General features: G+C 67.1%; 18 protein-coding genes and 2 pseudogenes. 6 read left to right on the top strand and 14 right to left on the bottom strand.

Annotation, left to right across the window (positions count from 1 at the left end; genetic code table 11):
- Complete coding sequence (gene bioC / locus DT603_RS11555) at positions 1 to 885, top strand: malonyl-ACP O-methyltransferase BioC (protein WP_162350044.1); 885 nt, start codon at positions 1 to 3, stop codon at positions 883 to 885.
- A gap of 91 nt (positions 886 to 976) precedes the next feature.
- On the opposite strand, the pseudogene DT603_RS11550 reads toward bioC, so the two are convergent.
- The 3 genes and pseudogenes from DT603_RS11550 to DT603_RS11540 form a co-directional block, all read right to left on the bottom strand.
- Positions 977 to 1,396 (bottom strand): annotated as a pseudogene (locus DT603_RS11550) (ketosteroid isomerase-related protein); the annotation flags it as partial.
- A gap of 122 nt (positions 1,397 to 1,518) precedes the next feature.
- The gene (locus DT603_RS11545; RefSeq protein ID WP_162350042.1) at positions 1,519 to 2,145 is read right to left on the bottom strand and encodes a YdcF family protein; all 627 of its coding nucleotides are present in this window, start codon (positions 2,143 to 2,145) and stop codon (positions 1,519 to 1,521) included.
- Entirely contained in the window at positions 2,130 to 3,092 is a 963-nt protein-coding gene (locus DT603_RS11540) for a pyridoxal-phosphate dependent enzyme (RefSeq protein ID WP_162350041.1), read from the bottom strand. The genes DT603_RS11545 and DT603_RS11540 overlap by 16 nt, the downstream gene beginning before the upstream one ends.
- Positions 3,093 to 3,241: 149 nt before the next feature.
- On the opposite strand from DT603_RS11540, the gene DT603_RS11535 reads away from it, so the two are divergent.
- Complete coding sequence (locus DT603_RS11535) at positions 3,242 to 3,799, top strand: hypothetical protein (protein ID WP_211368408.1); 558 nt, start codon at positions 3,242 to 3,244, stop codon at positions 3,797 to 3,799.
- 411 nt (positions 3,800 to 4,210) lie between these two features.
- Complete coding sequence (gene mnmG / locus DT603_RS11530) at positions 4,211 to 6,100, top strand: tRNA uridine-5-carboxymethylaminomethyl(34) synthesis enzyme MnmG (RefSeq protein ID WP_162350040.1); 1,890 nt, start codon at positions 4,211 to 4,213, stop codon at positions 6,098 to 6,100.
- A gap of 144 nt (positions 6,101 to 6,244) precedes the next feature.
- Here mnmG and DT603_RS11525 read toward each other — a convergent pair whose 3' ends face one another.
- Entirely contained in the window at positions 6,245 to 8,596 is a 2,352-nt protein-coding gene (locus DT603_RS11525) for a Tex family protein (RefSeq protein ID WP_162350039.1), read from the bottom strand.
- A gap of 90 nt (positions 8,597 to 8,686) precedes the next feature.
- On the opposite strand from DT603_RS11525, the gene DT603_RS11520 reads away from it, so the two are divergent.
- Entirely contained in the window at positions 8,687 to 10,012 is a 1,326-nt protein-coding gene (locus DT603_RS11520; RefSeq protein WP_162350038.1) for a sialidase family protein, read from the top strand.
- 71 nt (positions 10,013 to 10,083) lie between these two features.
- On the opposite strand, the gene DT603_RS11515 is transcribed toward DT603_RS11520, so the two are convergent.
- The 6 genes from DT603_RS11515 to glyQ all read right to left on the bottom strand — a co-directional run bounded on the left by DT603_RS11515 (position 10,084) and on the right by glyQ (position 20,187).
- Positions 10,084 to 13,947, bottom strand: coding sequence for a translocation/assembly module TamB domain-containing protein (locus DT603_RS11515; RefSeq protein WP_162350037.1), 3,864 nt, complete (start codon positions 13,945 to 13,947; stop codon positions 10,084 to 10,086).
- Entirely contained in the window at positions 13,947 to 15,752 is a 1,806-nt protein-coding gene (locus DT603_RS11510) for an autotransporter assembly complex protein TamA (RefSeq protein ID WP_162350036.1), read from the bottom strand. The genes DT603_RS11515 and DT603_RS11510 overlap by 1 nt, the downstream gene beginning before the upstream one ends.
- 227 nt (positions 15,753 to 15,979) lie before the next feature.
- Entirely contained in the window at positions 15,980 to 18,151 is a 2,172-nt protein-coding gene (gene glyS / locus DT603_RS11505) for a glycine--tRNA ligase subunit beta (protein ID WP_162350035.1), read from the bottom strand.
- A 112-nt stretch (positions 18,152 to 18,263) separates the two neighbouring features.
- Entirely contained in the window at positions 18,264 to 18,629 is a 366-nt protein-coding gene (locus DT603_RS11500) for a cupin domain-containing protein (RefSeq protein WP_162350034.1), read from the bottom strand.
- Complete coding sequence (locus tag DT603_RS11495; RefSeq protein ID WP_211368407.1) at positions 18,626 to 19,252, bottom strand: glutathione S-transferase family protein; 627 nt, start codon at positions 19,250 to 19,252, stop codon at positions 18,626 to 18,628. Before DT603_RS11495 ends, DT603_RS11500 begins: the two co-directional genes overlap by 4 nt.
- A gap of 11 nt (positions 19,253 to 19,263) precedes the next feature.
- Positions 19,264 to 20,187 carry a glycine--tRNA ligase subunit alpha gene (glyQ, locus tag DT603_RS11490; protein ID WP_162350032.1) on the bottom strand — a complete coding sequence of 308 codons (924 nt, stop codon included), beginning with the start codon at positions 20,185 to 20,187 and terminating at the stop codon, positions 19,264 to 19,266.
- 73 nt (positions 20,188 to 20,260) lie between these two features.
- Between glyQ and DT603_RS11485 the strand changes: the two genes are divergently transcribed.
- Both DT603_RS11485 and DT603_RS11480 read left to right on the top strand, forming a co-directional pair.
- Complete coding sequence (locus DT603_RS11485; RefSeq protein ID WP_162350031.1) at positions 20,261 to 20,998, top strand: glutamine amidotransferase; 738 nt, start codon at positions 20,261 to 20,263, stop codon at positions 20,996 to 20,998.
- A 66-nt stretch (positions 20,999 to 21,064) separates the two neighbouring features.
- On the top strand, positions 21,065 to 21,943 hold the full coding sequence (locus tag DT603_RS11480; protein ID WP_162350030.1) for a BPSS1780 family membrane protein: 879 nt from the start codon (positions 21,065 to 21,067) through the stop codon (positions 21,941 to 21,943).
- Between the two features lie 44 nt (positions 21,944 to 21,987).
- Here the strand turns inward: DT603_RS11480 and tatC are convergent, their stop codons facing one another.
- From tatC to DT603_RS11460, 4 genes and pseudogenes are all read right to left on the bottom strand, one after another.
- A complete protein-coding gene (gene tatC / locus DT603_RS11475) occupies positions 21,988 to 22,731 on the bottom strand; it encodes a twin-arginine translocase subunit TatC (RefSeq protein ID WP_162350029.1) in 744 nt (247 codons plus the stop codon).
- Positions 22,712 to 23,125 (bottom strand): Sec-independent protein translocase protein TatB, encoded by a 414-nt coding sequence (tatB, locus tag DT603_RS11470; RefSeq protein WP_162350028.1) that lies wholly within the window; start codon positions 23,123 to 23,125, stop codon positions 22,712 to 22,714. Before tatB ends, tatC begins: the two co-directional genes overlap by 20 nt.
- A gap of 21 nt (positions 23,126 to 23,146) precedes the next feature.
- Positions 23,147 to 23,368: a Sec-independent protein translocase subunit TatA gene (gene tatA, locus DT603_RS11465; protein WP_162350027.1), complete on the bottom strand. Its 222-nt coding sequence runs from the start codon at positions 23,366 to 23,368 to the stop codon at positions 23,147 to 23,149.
- Between the two features lie 260 nt (positions 23,369 to 23,628).
- A pseudogene (locus DT603_RS11460) lies at positions 23,629 to 24,348 on the bottom strand (lipid-binding SYLF domain-containing protein); the annotation flags it as partial.
- Between the last annotated feature and the right edge of the window lie 126 nt (positions 24,349 to 24,474).

Raw genomic sequence — 24,474 nt, 5'->3', positions numbered from 1 at the left:
ATGAATACCCCGTTCGACCACCGCCAGATCCGCCGCGCCTTCTCGCGTTCGGCCTCCAGTTATGACGCCGCGGCTGCCTTGCAGCATGAAGTGGAGCAGCGCCTGCTGGAATCACTCGAGTACCTGGGCGAACGCGTGCCGGAGGTCGTGCTCGACGTCGGCAGCGGTCCGGCCCATGCGGCCGCAGCGATGCGCAAGCGCTGGCCGCGCGCGCAGGTGATTGCCCTGGACCTGGCCCTGCCGATGCTGCGGCAGGCCCGCAAGCAGGCCGGCTGGTGGAAGCCGTTCGCCCGGGTCTGTGCCGATGCGCGGGCCCTGCCGCTGGCCGACAACAGCGTCGATGTGCTGTTCACCAACCTGTGCCTGCAATGGGTGGAAGACCTGCCCGCGGTGTTCGCCGGCTTCCGCCGCGTGCTCAAGCCCGGCGGCCTGCTGCTGTGTTCCACCTTCGGCCCGGAAACCCTGATCGAGCTACGCGATGCCTTTGCCCAGGCCGATGCCGTGCCGCATGTCAGCCGCTTCCCGCCCATCGCCCAGTTCGGCGATGCGCTGCTGATGTCGGGCTTCCGCGATCCGGTGGTGGACCGCGACCGCTTCACCCTGACCTATGCCGACCTGCCGGCGCTGATGCGGGAACTGCGTGCGATGGGCGCGACCAATGCGCTGCAGTCACGCCGGCACACGCTGACCGGACGCTCGCGTTTCGCCGCCGCCAGCGCGGCCTACGAAGCCTTCCGCCATGAAGACGGAAAATTGCCGAGTACCTGGGAAGTGATCTATGCCCACGCCTGGGCACCGGCGCCGGGCGCGCCCATCCGCGAGGATGGCCACGAGGTCGCCGCGGTACCGCTGTCGGCTATTCCGATCCGTCGCCGCGGGGGCTGAGCGCGGCGGCACCATCACCGCCGAGGGGCTGGCCCCGGGCGCCATCGCCCGATGCAAATGCAGCGGTCGAGCCCTGTTCGTCACAGCCACCCACCTGCGCCAGCCAGTCCTGCAGGTTGTAGTAATTGCTGACCCGGGCGATGCGGTCGTCGCGGACCTGGAAGAACGCGCCTCCCGGCAGTACGTAGCGCTGGCCACTGGCGGGCGGCAGTCCTGCGTCGGTGCGGAGGTACTCGCCGTGCACCACGTATTCGGCCGCGGCACGGTCGCCGTCGAGGGTGGCCATGACCACGATGTCGCGCAGCTGTTCGCGGTAGCTCGCCTGCATGCGTGCAAGGAAGGAAGCGAACCGTTCGCGCCCCACCTCGCGGCTTCCCTGGTTGAGGTCATGCACGACATCGTCGGCCATCAACGCCAGCATGCCGTCCCAGTCGCCCTGGTTGAAGGCGGCGTAGTAAGTCAGCACCAGTTCGGTGGCGCGGTCCTGTTTTCGGTTGCCATCGATCTTCATGGGCGGGCTCCCGTGTCAGCGTACTGAGCAGGTGATGATAGCGCTGGGAGCGCGGCAGGTTACAGGCTGCCCGCATCGATGCAGCGGGCGGTAAACAATACAGCTGTTGTAGCGCTTTACGACTATTTCGACTCGACGAAGAAATCGCGGTGGAAGAAGTACACCTCCTGCAGCAGGAAGCGCTTGCGCGTGTCGAAACTGCGGAAGCGACTGGTGGGCGTGGACGAGCCCAGCGCATCGATCCCCAGCCCACGCGCCAGCCGCAGGGCCCGTGCCATGTGCAACGGGTCGCTGACGATCAGCGCGCGCCGGTAGCCATTGGCCTGCATCAGCGCCTTGGCCTGCTGCAGGTTCTGCCGGGTGGTCCGTGAGCGGGTCTCGATGAGGATCGCCTGTGCCGGCACGCCCTGCTTCAACGCATAGCTGCGTGCGACCTGCGATTCGGCATAGCGTGCGCCGTTGCCGAAACCACCAGTGAAAAGCAGGTGGCCGGCCAGGCCGCGCTGGTACAGCGCGATGCCATGGCGGATGCGTTCCTTGAACACCGGCGACGGGTTGCGGTCATAGGCGGCCGCACCCAGCACGATGATCACGTCGGCAGGCGCCGCCTGGTCGCGCTGGCCCACCCAGACGATATAAGTGGCCACGCCGACCAGCCACACCAGCACTAGCAGCAACAGCCGCCAGGCCCATCCGAACAGCCCGGGCCGTGCCTTGCGCCTGCCGCGCGTGCTCATGCCGCGTCCCATGGCAGGGCATCCAGGTCCAGGTTGCCGCCGGACAGCAGAACGCCGACCCGCAGTCCGGCAAAGCGTGCCGGTGCCTGCAGGATCGCGGCCAGGGCGATTGCCGAGGAGGGTTCGACCAGCTGCTTGGTGGTTTGCCACAGCAGGCGCATGGCCGCCAGCGTGCCTGCGTCCGGCACCGGGATCACTCCGACCTGGTAGTGCCGCAGCAGGGCGAAGTTCGGCTCGCCAAGGGTCCCGCGCAAGCCATCACAGATCGTGTCCGCAATGAAGTCGATGCGTCGTTCGCCAGCGGCCAGCGAGCGTGCCGTATCGGCGGCCCCTTCGGGTTCGGCCAGCACCACCCTGCAGCGTGGCGCGAGTGCGGCCACGGTGATGGCCGTGCCCGCCGCCAGGCCGCCGCCGCCCACCGGGACCACCATGACGTCCAGGCGGTCGACGGCGTTGAGCAGTTCCAGCGCCGCCGTACCCTGGCCTGCGATCACGTGCGGATCGGTATAGGGGTGGACCAGGACCGCGCCGGTTTCGCGCTGGACCGCGTCACAGCCTGCCTCGCGAGCGGCCATGCCGGGTGCGCAGGCATGCACCTTGCCGCCATAACGGCCAATGGAGCTGATTTTCGCGGCCACCGCGCCGTCCGGCACCACCACGTGGCAGGCGATGCCGCGGGTCCTCGCGGCGAGCGCCAGGGCCGCGCCGTGGTTGCCCGAAGAATGGGTGACCACCCCGGCCCGGGCCGCCTCGTCGGTGAGCGACCACACCGCGTTGCAGGCGCCCCGGAACTTGAAGGCTCCCGTGCGCTGCAGGTGTTCGGCCTTGAAATGAAGCGTCGCCCCGGCCAGCGCATCCAGGGAGCGCGAGCTCAAGACGGGTGTGACATAGGCGTGGGGCGCGATGCGTGCAGCGGCGGACAGGACGTCTGCAAGGTCAGGCTGGGGCAACAAGGACATCTCCGAAGATTAACGTATCGGCCCGCACTTGCCGCGCGTTCCTGACGACAGGGCGCGGGCTGCGATGCCGCCACCGGGCCTGCCGGAAGAATTAAGCACATATTCAATGCAGCGGGACGATGCTCGGTATCCGTTACAGGGGCGCCACCATGAAGAAGCTGCGTTTGCTCGTCACCCTAATGGCTGCATCCGCCCTGGGCGGCTGCGCCACCTACGACTATGTCGGTGGCAATTCGCCAGGCGGTTACTACTCCGGTCGCGCCAGCACCGGAACCGGTTATGGCCCGTACTACGACGGCTACGGCTATCCCTCGTATCTCTACGGCAATTACGGCTATCGCAGCTACTACGGCCCCTCCTTTTACAACCCGTATTACTACGGCTACGGCGGCTACCCGTACTATCCGCCGCGCCCCCATCACCCGCGCCCGCCGCGACCGGACCACGAGAACGATGGCAAGCCTCCACCGTGGCGCAACCCCTTGGGCGACCGCCCGCGCGGTGGCGAGGGACGGCTTCAGCCCGGCGGCGGGCCTGTACCCATCAACAACCCCCGGTCGCAGGTGGGTCCGGAACGTGGCGAGGCGTCGCCGCAGATCCCCCGGCCGGCGCCGCAGCGGGGCGAGCGCTCCCGCCCACCACCGCAGCGGTCGACGCCCGAGCCCGGGTCCCAAAACCGTGACCGGGTGCGGACCCAGGAGCCCTGATCGTTGCTTTGCACGCCGTTACGTCGCAGGCTGACTTGTCATTGACCGGTAGCGTCGCTTTTTGACGTGAATTGGAATGACAAGCCTCTATGTCGACGTCCGGTGGGGAAATCTGGATCCCCCCTGTTCCGGCCCCGCCGGACGTCGGCACTCAAACAAAAGCCCGGCAATGCCGGGCTTTTTCGTGGATGGCCGAGGGCCGGGCAAAAAAATGGGGCCGATAGTCCCCCGACTATCGGCCCCGGCGCTCCCCCGCAGTGCACATGGCTGGCCCCTGTTCCAATTACCAGCCTGCGCCCCTGGTCGCTTGCCACGACGGGTGCAGAAGGGATACCGCAGAAACCGTGCCAATCTTTCCCGCCGGCTCGCCCCGGATTAGGCCGCCGGCCGCGGCGGTGCCAAAATAGGCCCATGAACGCTTCCTTCCACCATTACGAAGTCATCGTCATCGGTGGTGGCCACGCCGGCACCGAGGCGGCGCTGGCTGCCGCGCGCGCCGGTGCCCGGACCCTGCTGCTGACCCACAACGTGGAGACGGTGGGGGTGATGAGCTGCAACCCGGCCATCGGCGGCATTGGCAAGGGACACCTGGTCAAGGAAATCGATGCGCTGGGCGGGGTGATGGCGCATGCCGCCGATCTGGCCGGCATCCAGTGGCGCACGCTCAATGCATCGAAGGGTCCGGCAGTGCGCGCGACCCGCTGCCAGGCCGACCGTGCGCTGTATCGCAGCGCGATCCGCCGCATCGTCGAAGCGCAACCCAACCTCACCCTCTTCCAGGCGGCGGTCGATGACCTGGTCATCGATAACAACGCGGTACGCGGCGCCATCACCCAGACCGGCCTGCGCTTCGAGGCGCCGTCGGTGGTGCTGACCGCCGGCACCTTCCTGGCCGGCAAGATCCATGTCGGCGAGACCCAGTACGCCGCCGGCCGCGCTGGCGATCCGCCGGCCACCGCGCTGGCGCACAAGCTGCGCGAAGGCCTGTTCGTGGTCGATCGGCTGAAGACCGGCACGCCGCCACGCATCGACGGCCGCTCGCTGGATTATTCGGTGATGCAGGAACAGCCGGGCGACGATCCATTGCCGGTGATGTCCTTCATCGGCGAGGTGTCGCAGCATCCACGCCAGGTGTCGTGCTGGATCACCCATACCAGCGAGCGCACCCACGAGATCATCCGCAACGCCCTGCATCGCTCGCCGTTGTACAGCGGCCAGATCGAGGGCATCGGCCCGCGCTACTGCCCGTCGATCGAGGACAAGGTGGTGCGCTTCGCCGAGAAAGCCAGCCACCAGATTTTTGTCGAGCCCGAAGGCCTGGACGTCACCGAGATCTATCCCAACGGCATTTCCACCTCGCTGCCTTTCGACGTGCAGCTGGAGCTGGTGCGCAGCATCGCCGGCATGGAGAACGCGCACATCACCCGTCCCGGCTATGCGATCGAATACGACTTCTTCGATCCGCGCGGCTTGAAGTCGTCGCTGGAAACCAAGGCGGTGGCCGGCCTGTTCTTCGCCGGCCAGATCAATGGCACCACCGGCTACGAGGAAGCGGCCGCGCAGGGCCTCATCGCCGGCCTCAATGCGGCGCGACTGGTGCAGCAGAAGGAAGCCTGGTGCCCGCGCCGCGACGAGGCCTACATCGGCGTGCTGATCGATGACCTGATCACCCACGGCACCAAGGAGCCGTACCGCATGTTCACCAGCCGCGCCGAGTACCGGCTGCAGTTGCGCGAGGACAATGCGGACCTGCGCCTGACCGAAAGCGGCCGCGAGCTTGGCCTGGTGGATGAGTCGCGCTGGCAAAGGTTCGCCACCAAGCGCGAGGCCATCGCCCGCGAGAACGAGCGCCTGCGCTCGGTCTGGATCACGCCCGGCAACGCGCTGGGCCGCGAGGTGGAAGCGACGCTGGGCATCATGGTCGGTCGCGAGACCAGCGTGCTGGACATGATCAAGCGCCCGGAACTGGACTACGCCAAGCTGGTTTCGGTGCCCTCCATCGGCCCCGGCGTGCAGGATCCGAAGGTGGCCGAACAGGTCGAGATCGGGGTCAAGTATTCCGGCTACCTGGATCGCCAGCGCGACGAGATCGAACGCCAGCAGCGCAACGAGGACACGGCGATTCCTGGCGACTTCGACTATGCCGGCGTGCGCGGGCTTTCCTTCGAGGTGCTGCAGAAACTCGAGCGCGTGCAGCCGCAGACCATCGGCCAGGCCCAGCGCATTCCGGGCATGACCCCGGCAGGCATCTCGTTGTTGCTGGTGCACCTGACCCGCGCGCGCCGCAGCCGCGTGGCCTGATCCCCGATTCCGGATTCCGGATTCCGGATTTCGTAGGAGCGACGCGAGTCGCGAAGCTGGCTACCTCCCAGGCGATGGGAGCTTCGCGACTCGCGTCGCTCCTACAAGAGCTGATGCGCGCCTGGTTGTCTGGCGCGCCAAACGTCAGGACGATTGTTTAGCGCGGGCGAAGGCAGCGGCCAACGCGTTGTTTGCCGGTGGCCCGGCTTTTGCCACAACAGGTGCCGCCTTGCCGGGTCGGGGTGGCCTGCTGCTGCCGCGGGCGGGATCGGGGTCGCGCGATTCACTGCGGACAGGCTTGACCACCGGCACATCCTCCAGCCGTCGCGTCAAGGCGATGCGCTTGCGCGGGATATCGATTTCCAGCACGCGCACCTTGACGATGTCGCCTGCCTTGACCACGTCGCGCGGGTCTTTCACGTAGGTGTCCGACAGCGCCGAGATATGGACCAGACCGTCCTGGTGCACGCCGATGTCGACGAAGGCGCCGAACGCGGCCACGTTGGTCACCACGCCCTCCAGGATCATGCCGACCTTGAGGTGCTTGAGTTCTTCGACACCTTCGGCGAAGCGCGCCGCCTTGAACTCGGGGCGCGGGTCGCGGCCGGGCTTTTCCAGCTCCTTGAGGATGTCGCGCACGGTCGGCACACCGAACTTCTCGTCGGTGAAGGACTCCGCCTTCAATCCACGCAGGAAGCCGCTGTCGCCGATCAGCTGGTTCACCGCGCGACCGCTGTCCTGGACGATGCGCGCGACCACCGGGTAGGCCTCCGGGTGCACCGAAGACCCATCCAGCGGTTCGTCGCCATCGGCGATGCGCAGGAAGCCGGCGCATTGCTCGAAGGTCTTCTCGCCCAGGCGCGGCACTTTCAGCAATTCCCTGCGTCGCTTGAACGGGCCGTGCTGGTCGCGGTGCAGGACGATGTTCTCGGCCACCGAGGCGGACAGTCCGGAAACGCGCGCAAGCAGTGCGGCCGAGGCATTGTTCACGTGCACGCCGACGGCATTCACGCAGTCTTCCACCCGCGCATCCAGGGCGCGCGCCATGCGGTACGGGTCCACGTCGTGCTGGTACTGGCCCACGCCAATCGCCTTGGGCTCGATCTTCACCAGTTCGGCCAGCGGGTCCTGCAATCGCCGCGCGATCGACACCGCGCCGCGCAGGCTGACGTCCAGGTCCGGGAATTCCTTCGAGGCCAGCTCCGAGGCCGAGTACACCGAGGCGCCGGCTTCGCTGACCACGATCTTCTGCAGCTTGAGTTCCGGATGCCTGGCAATCACTTCGCCGGCGAGCTTGTCGGTCTCGCGCGAGGCGGTGCCGTTGCCGATGGCGATCAGTTCCACCGCGTGCTGCGTGCACAGCTTGCCCAGCGCGTGCAGCGACTGGTCCCACTGTTTGCGTGGCTCGTGTGGATAGATGGTGTCGCTGGCCACCAGCTTGCCGGTGCGATCGACCACCACCACTTTCACGCCGGTGCGGATGCCCGGGTCCAGTCCCATCACCGTGCGTGCGCCGGCCGGTGCAGCCAGCAGCAGGTCCTTGAGGTTGTCGCCGAAGATGGCGATGGCTTCGGCCTCGGCCTTCTCGCGCGCCTGGCTGAAAAGATCCAGCAGCAGGTGCAGGTGCAACTTGGCGCGCCAGGTCATGCGCGCGCTGTCCAGCAGCCAGCGGTCGGCGGCGCGGCCCTGGTCGCTGACACCGCCATGCAGGGCCACGCGGCCGTCGCCGTACAGATGCCCGGCTTCGGCGTCCTTGCCCGGATCCAGGTCCAGGTACAGGACCTCTTCCTTGCGCGCGCGGAACAGGGCCAGCAGGCGATGCGAGGGAATTCGCGCCAGCAGCTCGCTGTGTTCGAAATAGTCGCGGTATTTGGCGCCCGCCTCCTGCTTGCCTTCGGCGACGCGGGCGCGGATCACGCCCACCTCGCCGAGCCAGCTGCGCAACTCGCCGACCAGCGCCGGATCCTCGCCCCAGCGTTCCATCAGGATGGCGCGCGCGCCGTCCAGTGCCGCCTTGGTGTCGGCAATACCCTTGTCGACATCGACGAAATCCGCCGCAAACAGCTCCGGCATCTGCGACGGGTCAGCCAGCAGGCCGTCGGCCAGCGGCTCCAGTCCTGCTTCGCGCGCGATCTGCGCGCGGGTGCGGCGCTTGGGCTTGTAGGGGAGATAGAGGTCCTCCAGCCGCGCCTTGCTGTCCGCCGCCTCGATATCGGCGCGCAGTGCATCGGTCAGCTTGCCTTGTTCTTCGATGCTCGCGAGCACGGTGGCGCGGCGGTCTTCCAGTTCGCGCAGGTAGGTCAAGCGCGTTTCCAGGTTGCGCAGCTGGATGTCATCCAGGCCGCCGGTCACTTCCTTGCGATAGCGCGCGATGAAGGGAACGCTGGCGCCTTCGTCCAGCAGCGCGATCGCAGCCAGCGCCTGCGCGGTCTGCGCGCCGATCTCTTCGGCGATGGTGCGGGCGATCTGCTGGGCGAGTTGTTTGTCGTGCTGCATGCTTATTCAAAAATCGGGGAATCGGATCAGGATTGTGGCAATGTCGGTGGCGCGATGTAAGGCGTTGACAACTGGCGTTATCCTGAGGCCATGCGCCCATTCCCACTGTTGTTCATATTGATTCTGGCCGCCTGCAGCCAGCCCGCATCGACACCGCCGGCCACCGCTTCGGCGACCGCCACGGCGGCGGCCGAAGCAGCGTATGTGGTGAGTGACTGGGCGCTTCCTGTCGTCGCCACTGCCGCGCAACCCGACCTGGTGCTCGCTCCGGCGGTGACGGGCGTCGATGGCCGCCTGCTGCTGTCGTGGATCGAGGCCGGCAAGACTGGTGGCCATGCGCTGAAGTTCGCCGCCTTCAACGACAACGCCTGGAGCGCGCCGCAGGTGATCGCGCGCGGCCAGGACTGGTTCGTCAACTGGGCCGATACGCCACATGTGCTGGCTACCGCTGACGGCGCGCTGTGGGCGCAATGGTTGCGGCAATCGGCCAGCGCCAAGTACGCCTATGACGTGGTGCTGTCGCGGTCGGGCGATGGCGGCACCACGTGGTCGCAGCCGGTCACCGTCAACGGCGATGGCACGCCGACCGAACATGGTTTCGTTTCCCTGTGGTCGCAATCACGCGACACCCTCGGCATCGCCTGGCTGGACGGTCGTAGCACGGCTGCAGGCGAACACGGGGCGCATGATGGACAGGGCGGCGGGGCGATGACGCTGCGCGTGGCGCACTTCGACGCGGCGCTGGAAAAGTCGGCGGAAACCGAACTCGATCCACGCACCTGCGATTGCTGCCAGACCGCCGCGGCCATCACCGCGCGTGGCCCGTTGCTGGCCTATCGCGACCGCGACGGCGATGAAATCCGCGACATCGTCGGCACCCGCTTCGACAGCGGCGCTTGGAGCCTGCCGCGCAAGGTCCACGACGATCGCTGGAAAATGCCGGCCTGTCCGGTCAACGGTCCGGCGCTCGCGGCCCGGGGCAACGACGCATGGGTGGCGTGGTACACCGCCGCAGGCGAGGTGCCAAAGGTGAGGCTGGCGCATTCCTCCGACGCAGGCGACTCGTTCACCGCGCCGCTGGAACTGGACAGCGGCATGCCGGTGCAGGGACGGGTCGGCGTTGCTGCCACCGCAGGCGAGGCCTGGGTTAACTGGACGCGCGAGGATGCGGCGGGGCAGTCGCTGTGGCTGGCGCGTTATCGCGCCGACCTGGGCAAGGAACTCCAGCGCGTGCGCATTGCCCGCCTGCAGGGGCGCGGACGCGCTACCGGATTTCCGCAGATGGTCGTTCTCAAGGGCGTCGGCTACGTGGTGTGGACCGATGTGGTGGAGGGCAAGCCGGTCTTGCGTGGTGCGCGCGTTGCGGCCGCCGCGGCTGCAACGCGCCCGCAAGCCTTGCCTGGCTCGCTGCAATGATCCATCGCGAGGTTTCGCGACTCGCGCATGAATTGGCTTGTTGAAGAAACCTTGCCCCCGCCCGTCGCCGCTTATTTTTCCTTGCGCCAGTTCACCGAGCCACGCGTTTCCACCGTGCTCGATTCGATCTCCACGTCGAAGCCCTTGCGCAGCAGGTATTTCAGGGTCAGCGCAGAACCGCTGCCGACCATCGACACGCCGTAGCTCACGTAGAGTTTCGGCGACAGGTACTTGCCCACGCCGAATACCGAGCCCCCCAGCGTGCGCGATTCGAGCACGCCGGCATCGTCTAGGCCGATCTTCGCGCCGAGCTGCGAGGCCAGCAGGCCCGCACCGGCGGTCAGGGCCGACGAGGCCGCGTTGATCTTCTGGCTTTCATCGGTGCTGGCGGTGTTGAGCGAGCGACCGAGCACCAGGTAGGCCAGCGCCGCCGATTCTTCCATGGCCGGGTTCGACCAGATGGTGGCCTTGGGACTGCTGGCGCGCCCGCTGACATCGATGCCGGCGGTGACGCCGGCGCTGACCACTTCACGCTCGGCGCGGATGTTGATGCGCGGGTCGGAAACCACGGTATTGCTCCAGAGCAGCTCGCCGCGGGTGATCAGCAGCTTCTGCCCGTAGGCGGTGTAGCGTCCATCCACGTCCAGGCGCCCGGTCGCCACCATCTCGCGGCCCACGCGCGAACGCACGTTGAGGGTTCCGGCCAGCTTGCCGTCCAGCCCGTAGCCGTTCAATTGCACCGCATCGCCCAGGGTGATGGCCATGTCCAGGTCCAGCCGCGAGCCGGGCACGCGTTCGGGATCCACCGGGTCCAGCACCACCACATCCTCGGACACCGACACGCCGTCATCGAGTTTTTCCACGTCGATGGTCGCTTCCGGCACCACCACTTCGCCACGCACCTGGATGGTGTTGTTGGCAAAGGCCACGCGCAGGTTCGGTGAGGCCACCGCATGCAGGTCGGCGGTATCGGCGATCAGGAAATCCTGACCGCGCACGTTGAACTGCAGCGGCGCGCCTTCCACTTTCCAGTCCAGGGTGCCGTCCACGGCCAGGGTGCCGCCGTTGGCGGTGCCGCCGGTGGAAGACACCGACTTCAGCGTGCCGTTGATGGTGGCGCTGCCATCGGCCTGCGCATTCAGATTGACCGTGCCGTCGGTCAGGGTGATGCCCAGCGAAGGCAGTTCGCCCTTGAACTGGGTCAGCTGCGCGTCGCCCGTCAGCGCCGGGGTGCCACGCGTGCCGGCCAGGCCGACATGCCCGCGCAGGTCACCGGTCGGGCGCACCAGGTCGGGCGAGAACAGCTCCAGCCAGAACAGCCGCGAATTGTTGAAATAGATGTCGCCCTTCAGCGGCGCGAAGCTGTCCCAGCCGGTGGCGATGGTGGCATCGACATAGCCGTCACCCTTGAAGCCGGTGCCCAGGCGTCCCTTGATGGTCTGCGGGTTGAACTCGGCGTCCAGGGTGAAGTTGTCGTAGCGCACGATCTCGCCACGCGCGTTGGTTCCCAGCTTCAGCCCGCCCTCCAGCGAGGACAGGTGCACTTCGCCCAGCCAGGCCTTGCCGGCCGGCTTGACGAACGCATCCAGCTTGATCGCCCCGCGCAGGGTCAGCGGGCGTCCATTGGCCGGCGGCAGCCACGGTTGCACCAGGGTCAGCGGCAACGCGTCGGCATGCAGCTGCAGCCCTTGTTTCGGCCAGTTGGCCTGTGCGCAAAGCGCGCCGCCGCCACTGGCGGCCAGGCAGGCCGGGGTCAGGGTAAATGCGGCGCCATTCTGGGCAAAGCGCGCCGCCTGCTGCAGGCGCCAGCTGCTGCCTTTGGAAGGAGTCAGCTGCAGGGCATCCAGGCTGCCCTGCCAGTTGGCGCCGCGCTTGAGCGCGGTGCCGGCGAGTGAGACCGACCCCATGCTGTTGCCCGCGTCGCCGTCGAACTGCAGGTTTTCCACCGCGCCGCGTGCCTCCACGCGCACGCTGTCCAGGAGCATGCCCACATCCACACCAGAACCACGGATTGCCAGTGCGCCATTGCCGCCCTGCCAGGGCAGCGATCCGCGCACGCTGAGCGTGTCGGCGGCATAACCGCTCCACTTCAGGCCGCTGCCGGACAGGTCCGCGGCCACGTTCGGTGCATTGCGCTTGCCGGTCAGCCTGAGCGTGCCGGCAATGCGTCCGCTGGCGTCCGGCAACAGGTCATCCAGCTGCAGCGGCTGCAGGTTGGCATCGATGTCCAGGGTATCGCCGACCTTGCCTTTGGCATCGACGCGGCTGTTGCCCAGTGCAAGCGCCAGCTCGCCCTCGCCCTCGTTGCCGCGCAAGGCGAATTTTCCACGCCCGTCGAGTTTGCGTCCGCGCAGGCTGCCGCCGATGCGGGGCACGTCCAGGCTCGCGTCGTAGCCGCCGGTCTCGCGCGCCTGCCCCTTGCTGGCCAGGTCGCCGGACACGTTGCCTTTCCAGTCGGGCAGGAAATAGCCGGGGTCGAAGCCGACCAGTTTCGCGCCCAGGTCCCAGCGCAGTCGCGGCTCCCAGCCCACCACGCCGGTCGCATCCAGCGTGCCGGTCGGCATGCTCGCCAGCAGCTTGTTCAGGACCAGCTGGTCGGCATTGCCGCGGCCATCGAAATCGACCTTCGCCGTCTGCTGCTCGCGCACCAGCGTGGCCTTGCCGATGGCCGCCCAGTCCTTCATCTGCCCGGCAAAACCCAGGTCCGCATTGGCGACAACCTCGCCTTCGACCGCTTGGCCGGGACCGCTCGCGGTGCCGCCCCAGCGCAGGCCGCGCGCATTGGCGGAGAACTTGAACAGCGGGTTCTCCGGATCCTTGAAGTCGGCGCGCCCGCGCAATGTGGTCAGCCCGTCGAAGGCGCGCACCGCCAGCGGCTCGACGCTCAGCACTTCGTCGGCGATGCGAATTTTCGAAGGTTCCAGTACGGCAACGAACCCGCCTTGCTGCACGCGTCCCTGCAGGTCGGCCACGCCACCGGCGCCGCGCGCCTTCAGGTCGAAGGCCAGCGGCATGGACTCTTCCACCAGCCCCAGCACGGCAAGGTCCAGTGATTCGGTCTGGCCGCTGAAGCTCCAGGTCGGGTTCTCTTCTCCGCGCACGCCCAAGGTGATGCGCACGGGCGCGGGCGCATTGCCGGCCAGGCCCATGTCCATGCGCTGGCGGTTGCCGCGTGCCACCAGCCCAAGCCGCGCCGGCGTGCGTCCCAGCGCAGCGGGAAATACCGCCGTCACCACCAGGTTGGTGGCGTAGCCATCGTTGGGCTCGTAGCTACCGTGCAGGTGCAGGCGGCCACGGTCGCTGTCGATGGCCAGCTGCTGGGCCTTGAAATAGCCGTTGCCGATATCCAGTCCACCGCGCGCGCGCGCGATGTCGATCAGCGGCTGGGTGCTCTGGGTAATGCGCAGGCCGTCGATTTCCAGCGTGTCGGCCTGGATCGCCAGCGGCATCCCGATCTGCGGCAGCAGCTCGGGCCAGGTGGGCAGCTTGAAGGGTTCGTCACTCCTGGGGATGTCCAGCGTCGCATGGGTCAGGTGCAACGCATCCAGGCGCAGGCGCTTGCCCAGCAGCGGACGCAGGTCGGGGTCCAGGTACACGCGTTCGGCGGTGAAGTGGATCTTGCCGTAGCGGAAATCCACGCCATGCAGCGTCAACGGTCCGGCCAGCGGGCCTTCGGCTTTTGTCCAGGTAAAGGAAGAACCCGCCGGCAGCCGCGCGATGATCTGGTTGAGCAGTACGTCGCGCCCGGCCACCGTCTGCACCAGCCAGTACAGCGCCACGGCCAGCAGCACCAGCAAGGCAGTCGAGGCGATGCCGCTGCGTATGGCCAGCACGCGCATGCGCGCGCGCCGCTGCGCACGCAATTCGGCGATGCGCGCGTCGCGCTCCTCGGGCGACAGGTCGTCGGCAACTTGCGGGCGGCGACGTCGGGCCATCAGAATTCCGCTCCGATGCCCAGGCCGATGGTGAAGGAGGAATCCGGAGCATCGAGCCCGCGCGCCAGGTCGACGCGCACCGCGCCCACCGGCGATTTCCAGCGCAGGCCCACGCCCACGCCGGTGCGCCACTGCAGGTCATTGCCGCTATCGAAGGCGCTGCCACTGTCGACGAACACCGCGCCGCCCCAGCTGCCGTTGAAGTAATGCTCGTACTCGGCGCTGGCGGTCAGCACGTTCTTGGCGCCGACCGAAAACTTGCCTTCGCCGGTGTCCACGCGCGGCCCGACTTCACGGTACTGGTAGCCGCGGATGCTGCGGTCGCCGCCGGCGTAATAGCGCAGGCTCGGCGGCATGGCGTTGAGGGCATCGGTGAAGGTATGGCCCAGCTCGCCGCGCGCGATGAAACGGTCGCTGGCGCCGATGCCCTTGAACCAGCGCGCCTCCAGGTGCACCTGGGCGAAGTTGGCGTCCGAACCGGCGCCTTCCAGGCCACCGCGCAGGGTCATGGTGCTGGCGATGCCGCGCCGCGGGAAGGTGCGGTTGTCCACGTCCACGTAGCTTGCCGACAACTCGGGATAGGTAAAGGTGGCATAGCGGTAGTCCACCGGCACCACCACGCCGCTGCCATCGTCGGGCAGGGAATAGGCCCAGCGTTCGCGCACCGCGTTGAGCGAGGCGTTGGCGGTCAGGTATTCATTGATTTCGCCACTGCGTGCCACGCTGAGCTTGAGCAGGCGGGTGTCGATGTAGTCGGTCTGCTCGTCATAGCCCTGGGCCAGCACCGTGTACCAGCCGTCCAGCCATTTGAACGCGGGAATGCGGTACTGGGTGACCAGGTTCTTGCGCTTCTGGGCGTAGTCCAGCTGGGTGGAGAGCTTGTGGCCGCGCGAATTCACGTAGCGCCGCTCCAGTCCCAGGCGCACGCCGGCGCCGCTCTCGGTGCCATAGCTCACGCCCATGGTGTAGACGTCGCGCTTGGCCAGGGCCAGGGTCACGTCGACGGGTACCTGGCCATCCACCGCGTCCTCGGGCTTGGCCTGGATGTCGATGCTGGAGAAGTAGTCCAGCCCGGCCAGCGACTGGCGCAGGCGATCAAGCTTGCCCTGGTGGAAATAGCTGCCTTGTTCCCAGTACACCAGCTTGTCCAGCAGGCCCTGGCGGAAATAGGTCTGGTGGAAAGTGGTCGGCCCCATGTCGTAGCGGATGCCGCTGGCCCAGGTCAGGTCGATGTCGGCGGCGTGCTCGGCGCGGGTGACTTCGACCCGGCGATTGACGAAGTCGGCATCGAAATAGCCGCGCTCGGCCAGCCTGCGCACGATCCGGGTCTTGCTGGTTTCGTAGGTGGTGTGGTCGAAGATGTCGCCGACCTGCGGGATGAAAGCAGCCAGGTCTTCCTTGAGATAGCGATCCTTGCCGCCGGCACCTTCGATGCTCAGGTCCGATCGGCGCACCCGCACCGGCTCGCCCTTGTCGACGCTGACCACCACGGTGATGCGTTCGTCCTCGCCACCGGGCCGCGCAGCCTCCACGCTGATCTCCGGCGAGTAGTAGCCGAACGGCTCCATCGCCTCGCGCGCCTCGGCCTTGGCCTCGGTCATCAGGTACTCCAGCCGCGACTCGCCCTGGCGCCGGCCGACCACGTCGTTCAGCGACAGCGCCACGTTGATGTTCTCGATCATCAGCGCTTCGACTTCGTTGTCCGCGTTCAAGCCGCGGATCTCCACCTTGTCGATGGTGGAAGCTGCGTGCGCCGTGCCGGTGAGGGTGAACAGGGCGGCGGCGAGCAGGGGGGATAAGCGCATGCGCACAGGATACCGGGCGTGGCCTGGGCCGGGTTAAAGGCGCGTGACCTGCAATCGCGCAATACGGCCATAGGTGCCCTCGGCAGCCATGTCCTTGTAGGAGCGACGCAAGTCGCGAAACTCTTAACCCCTCAGGCGAGCGCTATTGCGATCGCACGGCAGGCGCGAGGTGTTGGCATTGTCAGCTTCGCGACTTGCGTCGCTCCTACAACGCCAGCGACTGCACCTCAGCTGGAGAGGTGCTCGATCGCGGCCACGGCGCGGAAGCGATCGGCCAGTCGCTTGAGCAGCGCCAGGCGATTGCCACGCACGGCCACGTCGTCCACGTTCACCATCACGCTGTCGAAGAAGGCATCGACCTGCGGGCGCAGCAACGCCAGGCGGCTGAGCACGCTGATGTAGTCGTGGCGGTGCAGGGCTTCGTCGGTGTCGCCGATGGCCGCTTCCACGGCTTCGGCCAGCGCGCTCTCGGCCGGATCGTTGAGCAGGCCGCGGTCGATGGCGTGCGGGATTGCCACGTCAGCCTTTTTCAGGATGTTGTTGATGCGCTTGTTGGCTGCGGCCAGGGCCTCGGCCTCGGGCAACGTGGCGAACTGGCCGATGGCGTCGAGGCGGGTGTCGAAGTCGTAGAGCGAATGCGGACGCAGCTCGGCGACCGCATTGAAGTGCGAGGCGGGCGCGCCCTTGTCGGCGTAGTAGCCGCGGAGGCGGTCCAACACAAAATCATAGATTTCATCGACCTGAGAAATGTCGATGCTGCGAGTGGAGAACTGGGCAGTTGGGATCTCAGCGCCTTGCCCTTTGGCTGATTCAGCGGCGGCCACTTTCTTGCCGAGTTCAGTTAGTGAAACAGCACCTGCGGATTCGACTACCGCATCGCGAAGCAAGCCCCAGAAGTCCAGATTGAACCCGCTCTCAATGACCGTCCGCGCCAAGCCCAAGGCATTACGACGCAAAGCAAACGGATCCTTGTTGCCAGTCGGCTTCAGCCCGGCCGCAAACCCGCCGGCCAGCGTATCCAGCCGCTCCGCAATCGCCAGCACCTTGCCCACCGGCGACAACGCGATGTCGTCACCGGCGAAGCGTGGCTGGTAGGACTCATCGATCGCCAGCGCAATCTCGTTCCCTTCACCCGCGGCAACCGCGTAGTGCCGGCCAGCGATGCCCTGCAGTTCCGGAAACTCGTTGACCATGCGCGACTGCAGGTCGTTCTTCGACAGCTCCGCCGCGCGCCGGGCCAGGGCCGGGTCCACGCCAATTTCCTTCGCGATCGTTTCTGCCAGCGCCGCCACGCGCGCGACCTTGTCAGCGACCGAGCCCAGCTTGGCCTGGTAGGTGACGGTCTTCAGGCCCTCGCCCATCGACACCAGCCCCTGCTTCAGGTCTTCGTCGAAGAAGAACTTGGCGTCGGCGAAACGCGGGCGGATCACCCGCTCGTAGCCCTTGCTGACTTCACGCACGTCCTGCGATTCGATGTTGGCGATGCCGATGAAGTGCTCGGTCAACCTGCCGCCTTCGCCCAGCACCGGGAAGAACTTCTGGTTCGCCTCCATGGTCGCGACCAGCGCTTCCTGCGGCACCGCCAGGAATTCAGGCTCGAAGCTGCACAGCACCGCCGACGGCCATTCCACCAGGCAGTTGACCTGTTCCAGGTTGTCTTCGGTGATGCGGGCCACGCCGCCAGCCTTTCCTGCGGCTTCCTGCACCTGCTGCTCGATGCGCGCGCGGCGCTCGTCGGCATCCACCAGCACGTGGGCGCCGCGCAGGGCGTCGATGTAGTCGCCCGGTGTGCCGATCCACACCGGCTTGGCGTGCTCGAAGCGATGGCCGCGGCTCATGCGGTCGCTGCGCACGCCCATGATCTCCAGCTCCACCACGTCCTGGCCCAGCAGCACTACCAGCCAGTGCACCGGGCGGGCGAAGGCGTGGTCGTGGTTGCCCCAGCGCATCGGCTTGGGGATCGGCATGGCGGCCAGCGACTCGCGCACGATTTCGCCCAGCAGGTCCGCGGTGCGGGCGCCCGCTTTGCTGGAACGGTGCACGAAGCGCTCGCCCTTGGCATCACTCGTACGCTCCAGCTGCGCCCAGTCGATGCCGGCCTTGGCCGCGAAACCCTGCAGCGCCCGGGTGGGCTGGCCTTCGGCATCCAGCGCGATGTTGAGGTAGGGCCCCAGCACTTCCGAGTTCTGCTCGGGCTGCTCGGTCGCCACCGCCGGCAGCAGCACCGCCAGGCGGCGCGGCGTGTACAGCGGCCTGGCGTTGCCGCGATCGAATTCGATACCGCGCTTCTGCAGCGCATCGATGACGCCATCGAAGAACGCCTGGGCCAGGCCGGGCAGGGCCTTGACCGGGAGTTCTTCGGTGCCTAGTTCGATCAGTAGGGGTTTCATATCAGTCATGTTTCGAGCCTTCGTTTATTTCCCTTCTCCCCTTCGGGAGAAGGTGCCCGCAGGGCGGATGAGGGTGCGGCGGAGGTAATGGGGTTGGAATGCCGATGGTTTCGCCGGACCCTCACCCCAACCCCTCTCCCAATGGGAGAGGGGCTCTTGATTGTTCGCCACCCTCGGGACCATAGAAGATCACCCAGGCGGCGAAGTCGTCGCTGAAATTCTCGAAACGGTGTTCGACGCCGGCCGGCACGAACAGCAGTTCGCCCGGTTCGAAAGGCCTGCGCTGCCCATTGTTGACGAACTCGCCGCTGCCTGACGCCACCACGTAGACCTCGTCGCGCGTATGTGGCGCCTGCAGGTCCTGGCCCAGCGGCTGGTACATCTCCACCGACAGCGAGCCATGCTGGAACAACTCCACGAAAGGCAGGTTGTCGGCATTGCGCGCCAGCATCGCCAGCGCGTGTTGCGGGGTCAGGCGTTCTTTCATGGTGGCGGCGGGGCCGTCGGCGGATCGAACGGAATGTGGAATCGCTGGAACACCGGCAAGGCTTCGCAGCGTGCGACGTGCGCCTGCAGGCTGGGGTATGCGGCAAGGTCCAGCGGCACCGCTTCGCCCACGTAAGTCGCATCGCAGGCCACGGTGATGTCAGCCAGCGTCATCGCCTCGCCGACCAGCCACTGGCCAGGGCGCGCGGCGCATTGTCTGTCCAGCTCGGCCAACGCGCCCCGCAGCTGCACCAGGCAACGATCGGTCCATGGCGCATGGCGTTTTTCCTCGGGCCGGAACACGCGCTCGATCACGACCATGATGCCCTTGTCGGCCGCGCCGGTGGCCAGGCCGATCAGGCGCAGCGCCTGCCGGCGCGCCGCGCCTTCGACCGGCAACAGCGCGCGCTGCGGGCCGACCAGGCTGTCCAGGTAATCCAGGATCATCGCCGACTCGGCCAGCACTTCGTCCGAGTCCAGGACCAGTGCCGGCACCCGGCCGATCGGGCTGTACTGGCGGATGCGGTCGAAATCCTTGCCGACCGACCAGTTGCGATGCTCGAACTCCAGCCCGAGCAGGGTCATGGCAATGGCGACGCGCCGCACGTAAGGCGAATCGAACATGCCGATGAGGATCACGCGGCGACATCCCTGTTGTGGAGCTGCCTGGTGTTGCGCAGGCCCGGGAAGCCCAGCTTCTCGCGCTGGGCCAGGTAGGACTCGGCCACAGCCTGGGCCAGCTTGCGCACGCGCAGGATGTAGCGCTGGCGTTCGGTCACCGAGATCGCGCGGCGCGCATCCAGCAGGTTGAAGCAGTGGCTGGCCTTGCATACCTGCTCGTAGGCGGGCAGCGGCAGGCCGGCCTCGACCAGCTTCTGCGATTCGGCCTCGCAGGCGTCGAAGCGATGCAGCAGCTCGGCCACGTCGGCGATCTCGAAGTTGTAGGTGCTCTGCTCCACTTCGTTCTGGTGGTAGACATCACCGTAGGTCACCACACCCTGCGGGCCATCGGTCCAGACCAGGTCGTAGACGTTGTCCACGTTCTGCAGGTACATGCACAGGCGCTCGAGGCCGTAGGTGATCTCGCCCAGCACCGGGCGGCATTCCAGGCCGCCGGCCTGCTGGAAATAGGTGAACTGGGTGACTTCCATGCCGTTCAACCAGACTTCCCAGCCCAGCCCCCAGGCACCCAGCGTCGGCGATTCCCAGTTGTCCTCGACGAAGCGCAGGTCGTGCACGCGTGGGTCGATGCCCAGGGCCTTCAGCGATTCCAGGTACAGTTCCTGGATGTTGTCGGGATTGGGTTTCATCACCACCTGGTACTGGTAGTAATGCTGCAGGCGGTTGGGGTTCTCCCCATAGCGGCCGTCGGTGGGGCGGCGGCAGGGCTGCACGTAGGCGGCGCTCCACGGCTCCGGGCCCAGCGCGCGCAGGAAGGTTGCCGGGTGGAAGGTGCCGGCGCCTACCTCGATGTCGAGCGGCTGGATCAGCACGCAGCCCTGCGCTGCCCAATAGGCATTGAGGGTCTGGATCAAGGCCTGGAAGGTGGGTCCGGTCATCGGCATTTATTGCACTGCGGAAAAGCGGGCTAGTATAAGGGCGCAAGCCACTGACCGGCCTCCATTTCCCGTAGTGAAGACCTTCCACCAAGCCCCGTTCCTGATCGTCGAAACCGGCCAGCCGGCACTGCGTCTGCGAAGGTATGGGCGCTTCCCGCACTGGATTCGCGTGGCCGCCGGCCTGGAAGCCAGCGAGGCGGTAGTGGTGAACGTGGAACAGGGCGACGCGCTGCCGCGGCGCGAGGGCTTCGCCGGCGTCATCGTCACCGGCTCGGCGGCGATGGTCACAGACAAGGCCGAATGGAGCGAACGCAGCGCCGACTGGCTGCGCGATGCGGCCCACGACGGCATGTCGCTGCTGGGCATCTGCTACGGGCACCAGCTGCTGGCCCACGCGCTGGGCGGCGAGGTGGCCTACAACCCGGCCGGTCGCGAGTCGGGCACGGTCAACATCGACCTGCATCCGCCGGCGCACGAAGACCCGCTGTTCGCGGGCATGCCACTGAGCTTTCCCGCCCATGCCACCCACGTGCAGACGGTGCTGCGTCCACCGGACGGCGCCACCGTGCTGGCGAAATCCGGGCAGGACGATTGCCATGCCTTCCGTTGGCGCGACCGGGCCTGGGGCGTGCAGTTCCATCCCGAATTCGCCACCCACCACATGCGTGGCTACGTCGCTTTCCGCGGCGAAGAGTTGAAACAGGCCGGCCGTTGTCCCGCCAGCATCGCGCGCGAGGTGACGGCGGCGCCGCAGGCGCGCAAACTGTTGCGGCGCTTCGTCAAGCACGCACGCGGCCTGCACGCGCGCTGATCTATAAGGGCTGCGTCGGGACGCAGCCGCACCCACCTTTCACCAAGACCATCGGAAAAACCCTGGATGTCGACGATCAACAAAGTGCCGGCGGGTGCCGGCGCGGAATGGCTGCTGGGCGCGTTTGCGCTGCTTCGCAAGGCGCCGCTGGCGCTGGCTCTGCTGGGGGCGATCTGGGGATTGCTGTCGATGGTGGCCGTGCAGGCCATGGCCTTGAACGTGACCCTGGGGCTGTTGCTGCAGCTGGGGCTGGCGCTGGTCGGTCCGTTGTTGTTCGCCGGGTTGCTGTGGGCGGTGCACGAGGTCGATGAAGGCAGGCCGGCGTTGCCTTCGCACCTGCTGCATGCCTTGCATGGCGACAAGATCCCCGGCCTGCTGGCCACCTTGCTGCCCCAGCTGGCGGCCGCCTTGCTGCTGGGCCTGCTGCTGATCGTGATGGTAGGCCCCGGCGAGCTGCAGCACCTGGCCGAGGTGATGGCCAAGCTGCAGGAAACCGCGCAGTCCGGCGGCCAGCCCGATCCGGCGCTGGTGCAGGCCCTGCCGGTCGGACGCCTGCTGCTGTGGGTGCTGATGCTGTTTGCCGCGGTGATCGTGGTGAGCCTGATCACGTTCGTGGCGGTGCCGGACATCGTCTTTGGCGGCAACGGCGGGCTCACCGCCATGCGCAACAGTTTCCGCGCCTGCGCGCACAACCTGCTGGCAATGGCCGTGTTCTACCTGCTGCTGCTGATCACCCTGTTCGCGCTGAGCATCGGCATCCAGTTGCTGGCCATGGTGGTGCAGCTGCTGGCCGGGCCGATGGCGGCCATGTGGGTGTCCAACCTGCTGCTGATGGCCGTGCTGATGCCGGTCATGGCCGGAGCCGTCTTCTATGCGTGGCGGCAGATGCTGGGCAGCGGCGCTACGGTGGATCCGTCCGCGATGGCCACCCACTTCGAGGCCTGACCGCATCTTTTTTCGTTGCGCCGGGCAAGCTCGGGTCTACGCGGTCATTCGGCTTCGCGCGGTCTGACCCATTTCGAAGCGATGATGCCGGCCTCGTACAGCAGGTACATCGGGATCGCCAGCAGCAGCTGGGAGACCACGTCGGGCGGGGTGATGATGGCCGCCAGCACGAAGATGCCGACCAGCGCGTAGCCACGCGCTTCCTTCAGCTGCGCTGGCGTCACCCAGCCCAGCAACACCAGGATCACCAGCGCCACCGGCAGCTCGAAGCTGGCGCCGAAGGCCAGGAAGATCACCAGCACGAAATCCAGGTAGGCGCTGGCGTCCGGCGTCACCGCGATGACATCGGGGGTGAAGTTGATGACGAACTTGAACAGCGACGGCAGCACCACGAAGTAGGCGAAGGCGCAGCCCGAATAGAACAGCGTCACCGCCGAGGCCAGCATCGGCAGCGCCAGTTTCTTCTCGCGCTGGTACAGCCCCGGTGCGACGAAGGCCCAGGCCTGGTACAGCAACCACGGTGCCGCCACGAAGATCGCCGCGAACAGCGCCAGCTTCACCGGCGCGATGAAGCCGCCGGCCGGATCGGTGGCGATCATGGTCTGCCCGGCGGGCAGGCGCCCGATCAGTGGCTCGGCGATCCAGTTGTAGAGCCTGCTGGTGAAGGGAAGCAGTGCCAGCAACACCACGAATACGCCCGCCAGCCCGCGCATCAAGCGCGAGCGCAGCTCGATCAGGTGGCTGAGCAGGCTGGATTCGGCCTCGGAGTCAGGCGTTGCGCGGTTCATCGCCCGGGTCCTGTGTCGGTTGCATGCCCTCCGGCGATGCTTGGGCGGCCTGCGCCTCGCTTGCAGGACCGGCCACTGCCGGACCGGCGGCCGCTTCAGGCCCGTCCTGCACCGAAGCACGCATCTGTTCGAACTCGCGGCGGGCCTCGTGGCCGCTGTCGCGGATCTTCTGCTCGGTATCGCGCAGCGCCGTCTGTGCATCCTGCAGGCTGCGCTTGAGTTCCTCGGCGGCCAGTTCGCGTTCCAGCTCGTCCTTCACCGTATGCCACTGGGTACGCGCCCGGCGCACCCACATGCCGGCCAGGCGCGTGGCCTTGGGCAGGCGCTCGGGACCGAGCACGATCAAGGCGATGAGGGCGATGAAGAAAAGCTCGCCGCTGCTGATGCCGAACATGGCCGGGTTATGCCCCCGGTATCAACGCGCGTCGCGGTCGCGGTCCCGGGACTCGCTGGGGGTTTCGTCGCTGCGCGAGTCGTCGCCCAGCTGGCCGGGCTTGTCGTCGTCCTTCATGCCCTTCTTGAAACCCTTCACCGCCTCGCCCAGGTCCTGCCCGGCGTTGCGCAGGCGCTTGGTGCCGAAGACCAGCAACACCACCACCAGCACGATGATCCAATGCCAGATGCTCAAACCGCCCATGGTGTGCTCGCAATGAAATGAGGGTGCTCAGGATAACGCAGCGACGGGCCGGCGGACTGCGCCGGCGGCCCGTGCCCCGGTCACGGCGTACCCGGTTCGGCCAGCACTTCGCTGCGGATCTCGCCATCGGCGATGGGCTGGAAACCCTGGGTCTGGGTTTCCACGCCGGCCACTGGCTGCACCTGGGCCGCCGACGAGCCGGTCACGGTCACCGGCGCGGCGATCGCAGCCGGCTTGTCCGTTGTGGCCGTGGTGCCGTCGCTGCGCGCGGCGCGGGCGATGGCCGTGGCTTCCTCCAGCTGGTCGCGGAAGCCGACCACGGCGTCGGAAGGCAGCTCGGCGCGGCTTTCGAAAATCGCCCGGGGGGTGGCGGCGCTGCCGTACACGGCCACGTTGGCGTCATCGTCGATCTGCAGCACCGCGCCGTCCAGGGCCACGCCGGCGAACAGGCCACGGGCGCGCGACCACGACCAGATCTCGGCCTTGAGCTGGCCATCGGTGGACGCCGAGGCATTGCGCCCGACCGGACCGGCGGCCACGCCCGCATCGGCGCCCAGGGTGACCTTGCCGTTGACGATGTTTTCAAGATTGCGGTCGTTGCGGAATACCAGCACCACGTCCGAAGACTGCACCCCGGCCTGGAATCCGATGCTGCCGCCAGTGAGCTTCACGAACACCGGCTGCGACCAGCTGCCATCACGGTTCTTCACCGACATCAGGCCGTGGCCGCGGCGGGCGCCGACCACCAGCCCGACCTTGAGGGTATCGGGGATGACCACCACGGCCTTGCCTTCGTCCAGCAGCTTGTCGGGGATGCCCTGTTCGGGGATCTGCTGGATTTCAGTGAGTACGCGCACCGCATTGGTGGCGCGCTGGTCCTCGACGGGGCCGGCCATGGCATGGCTGGCGAAGGTGCTGGCGGCCAGGACGACGGCCAGACGCGACAGGCGCGACGCTGGAAAGCAATTCAGGACAGGCATGGCGGACTCCGGGTGTCGCGGTGGTTTGAAAAGAAGGTGTCGCGGAAGGAATGCACGCTAACACCTTGAAAGTTCAGCCTAGTCGCGAAAACGTGAATCGATGATGAGTATTGCAGGTGGGGTTCC

Source organism: Pseudoxanthomonas gei (assembly GCF_010119615.1).
Lineage (GTDB): Bacteria > Pseudomonadota > Gammaproteobacteria > Xanthomonadales > Xanthomonadaceae > Pseudoxanthomonas_A > Pseudoxanthomonas_A gei.
The sequence above is the reverse complement of the archived record's forward strand: the minus strand, read 5'-3'. Positions and strand labels throughout refer to the sequence as shown.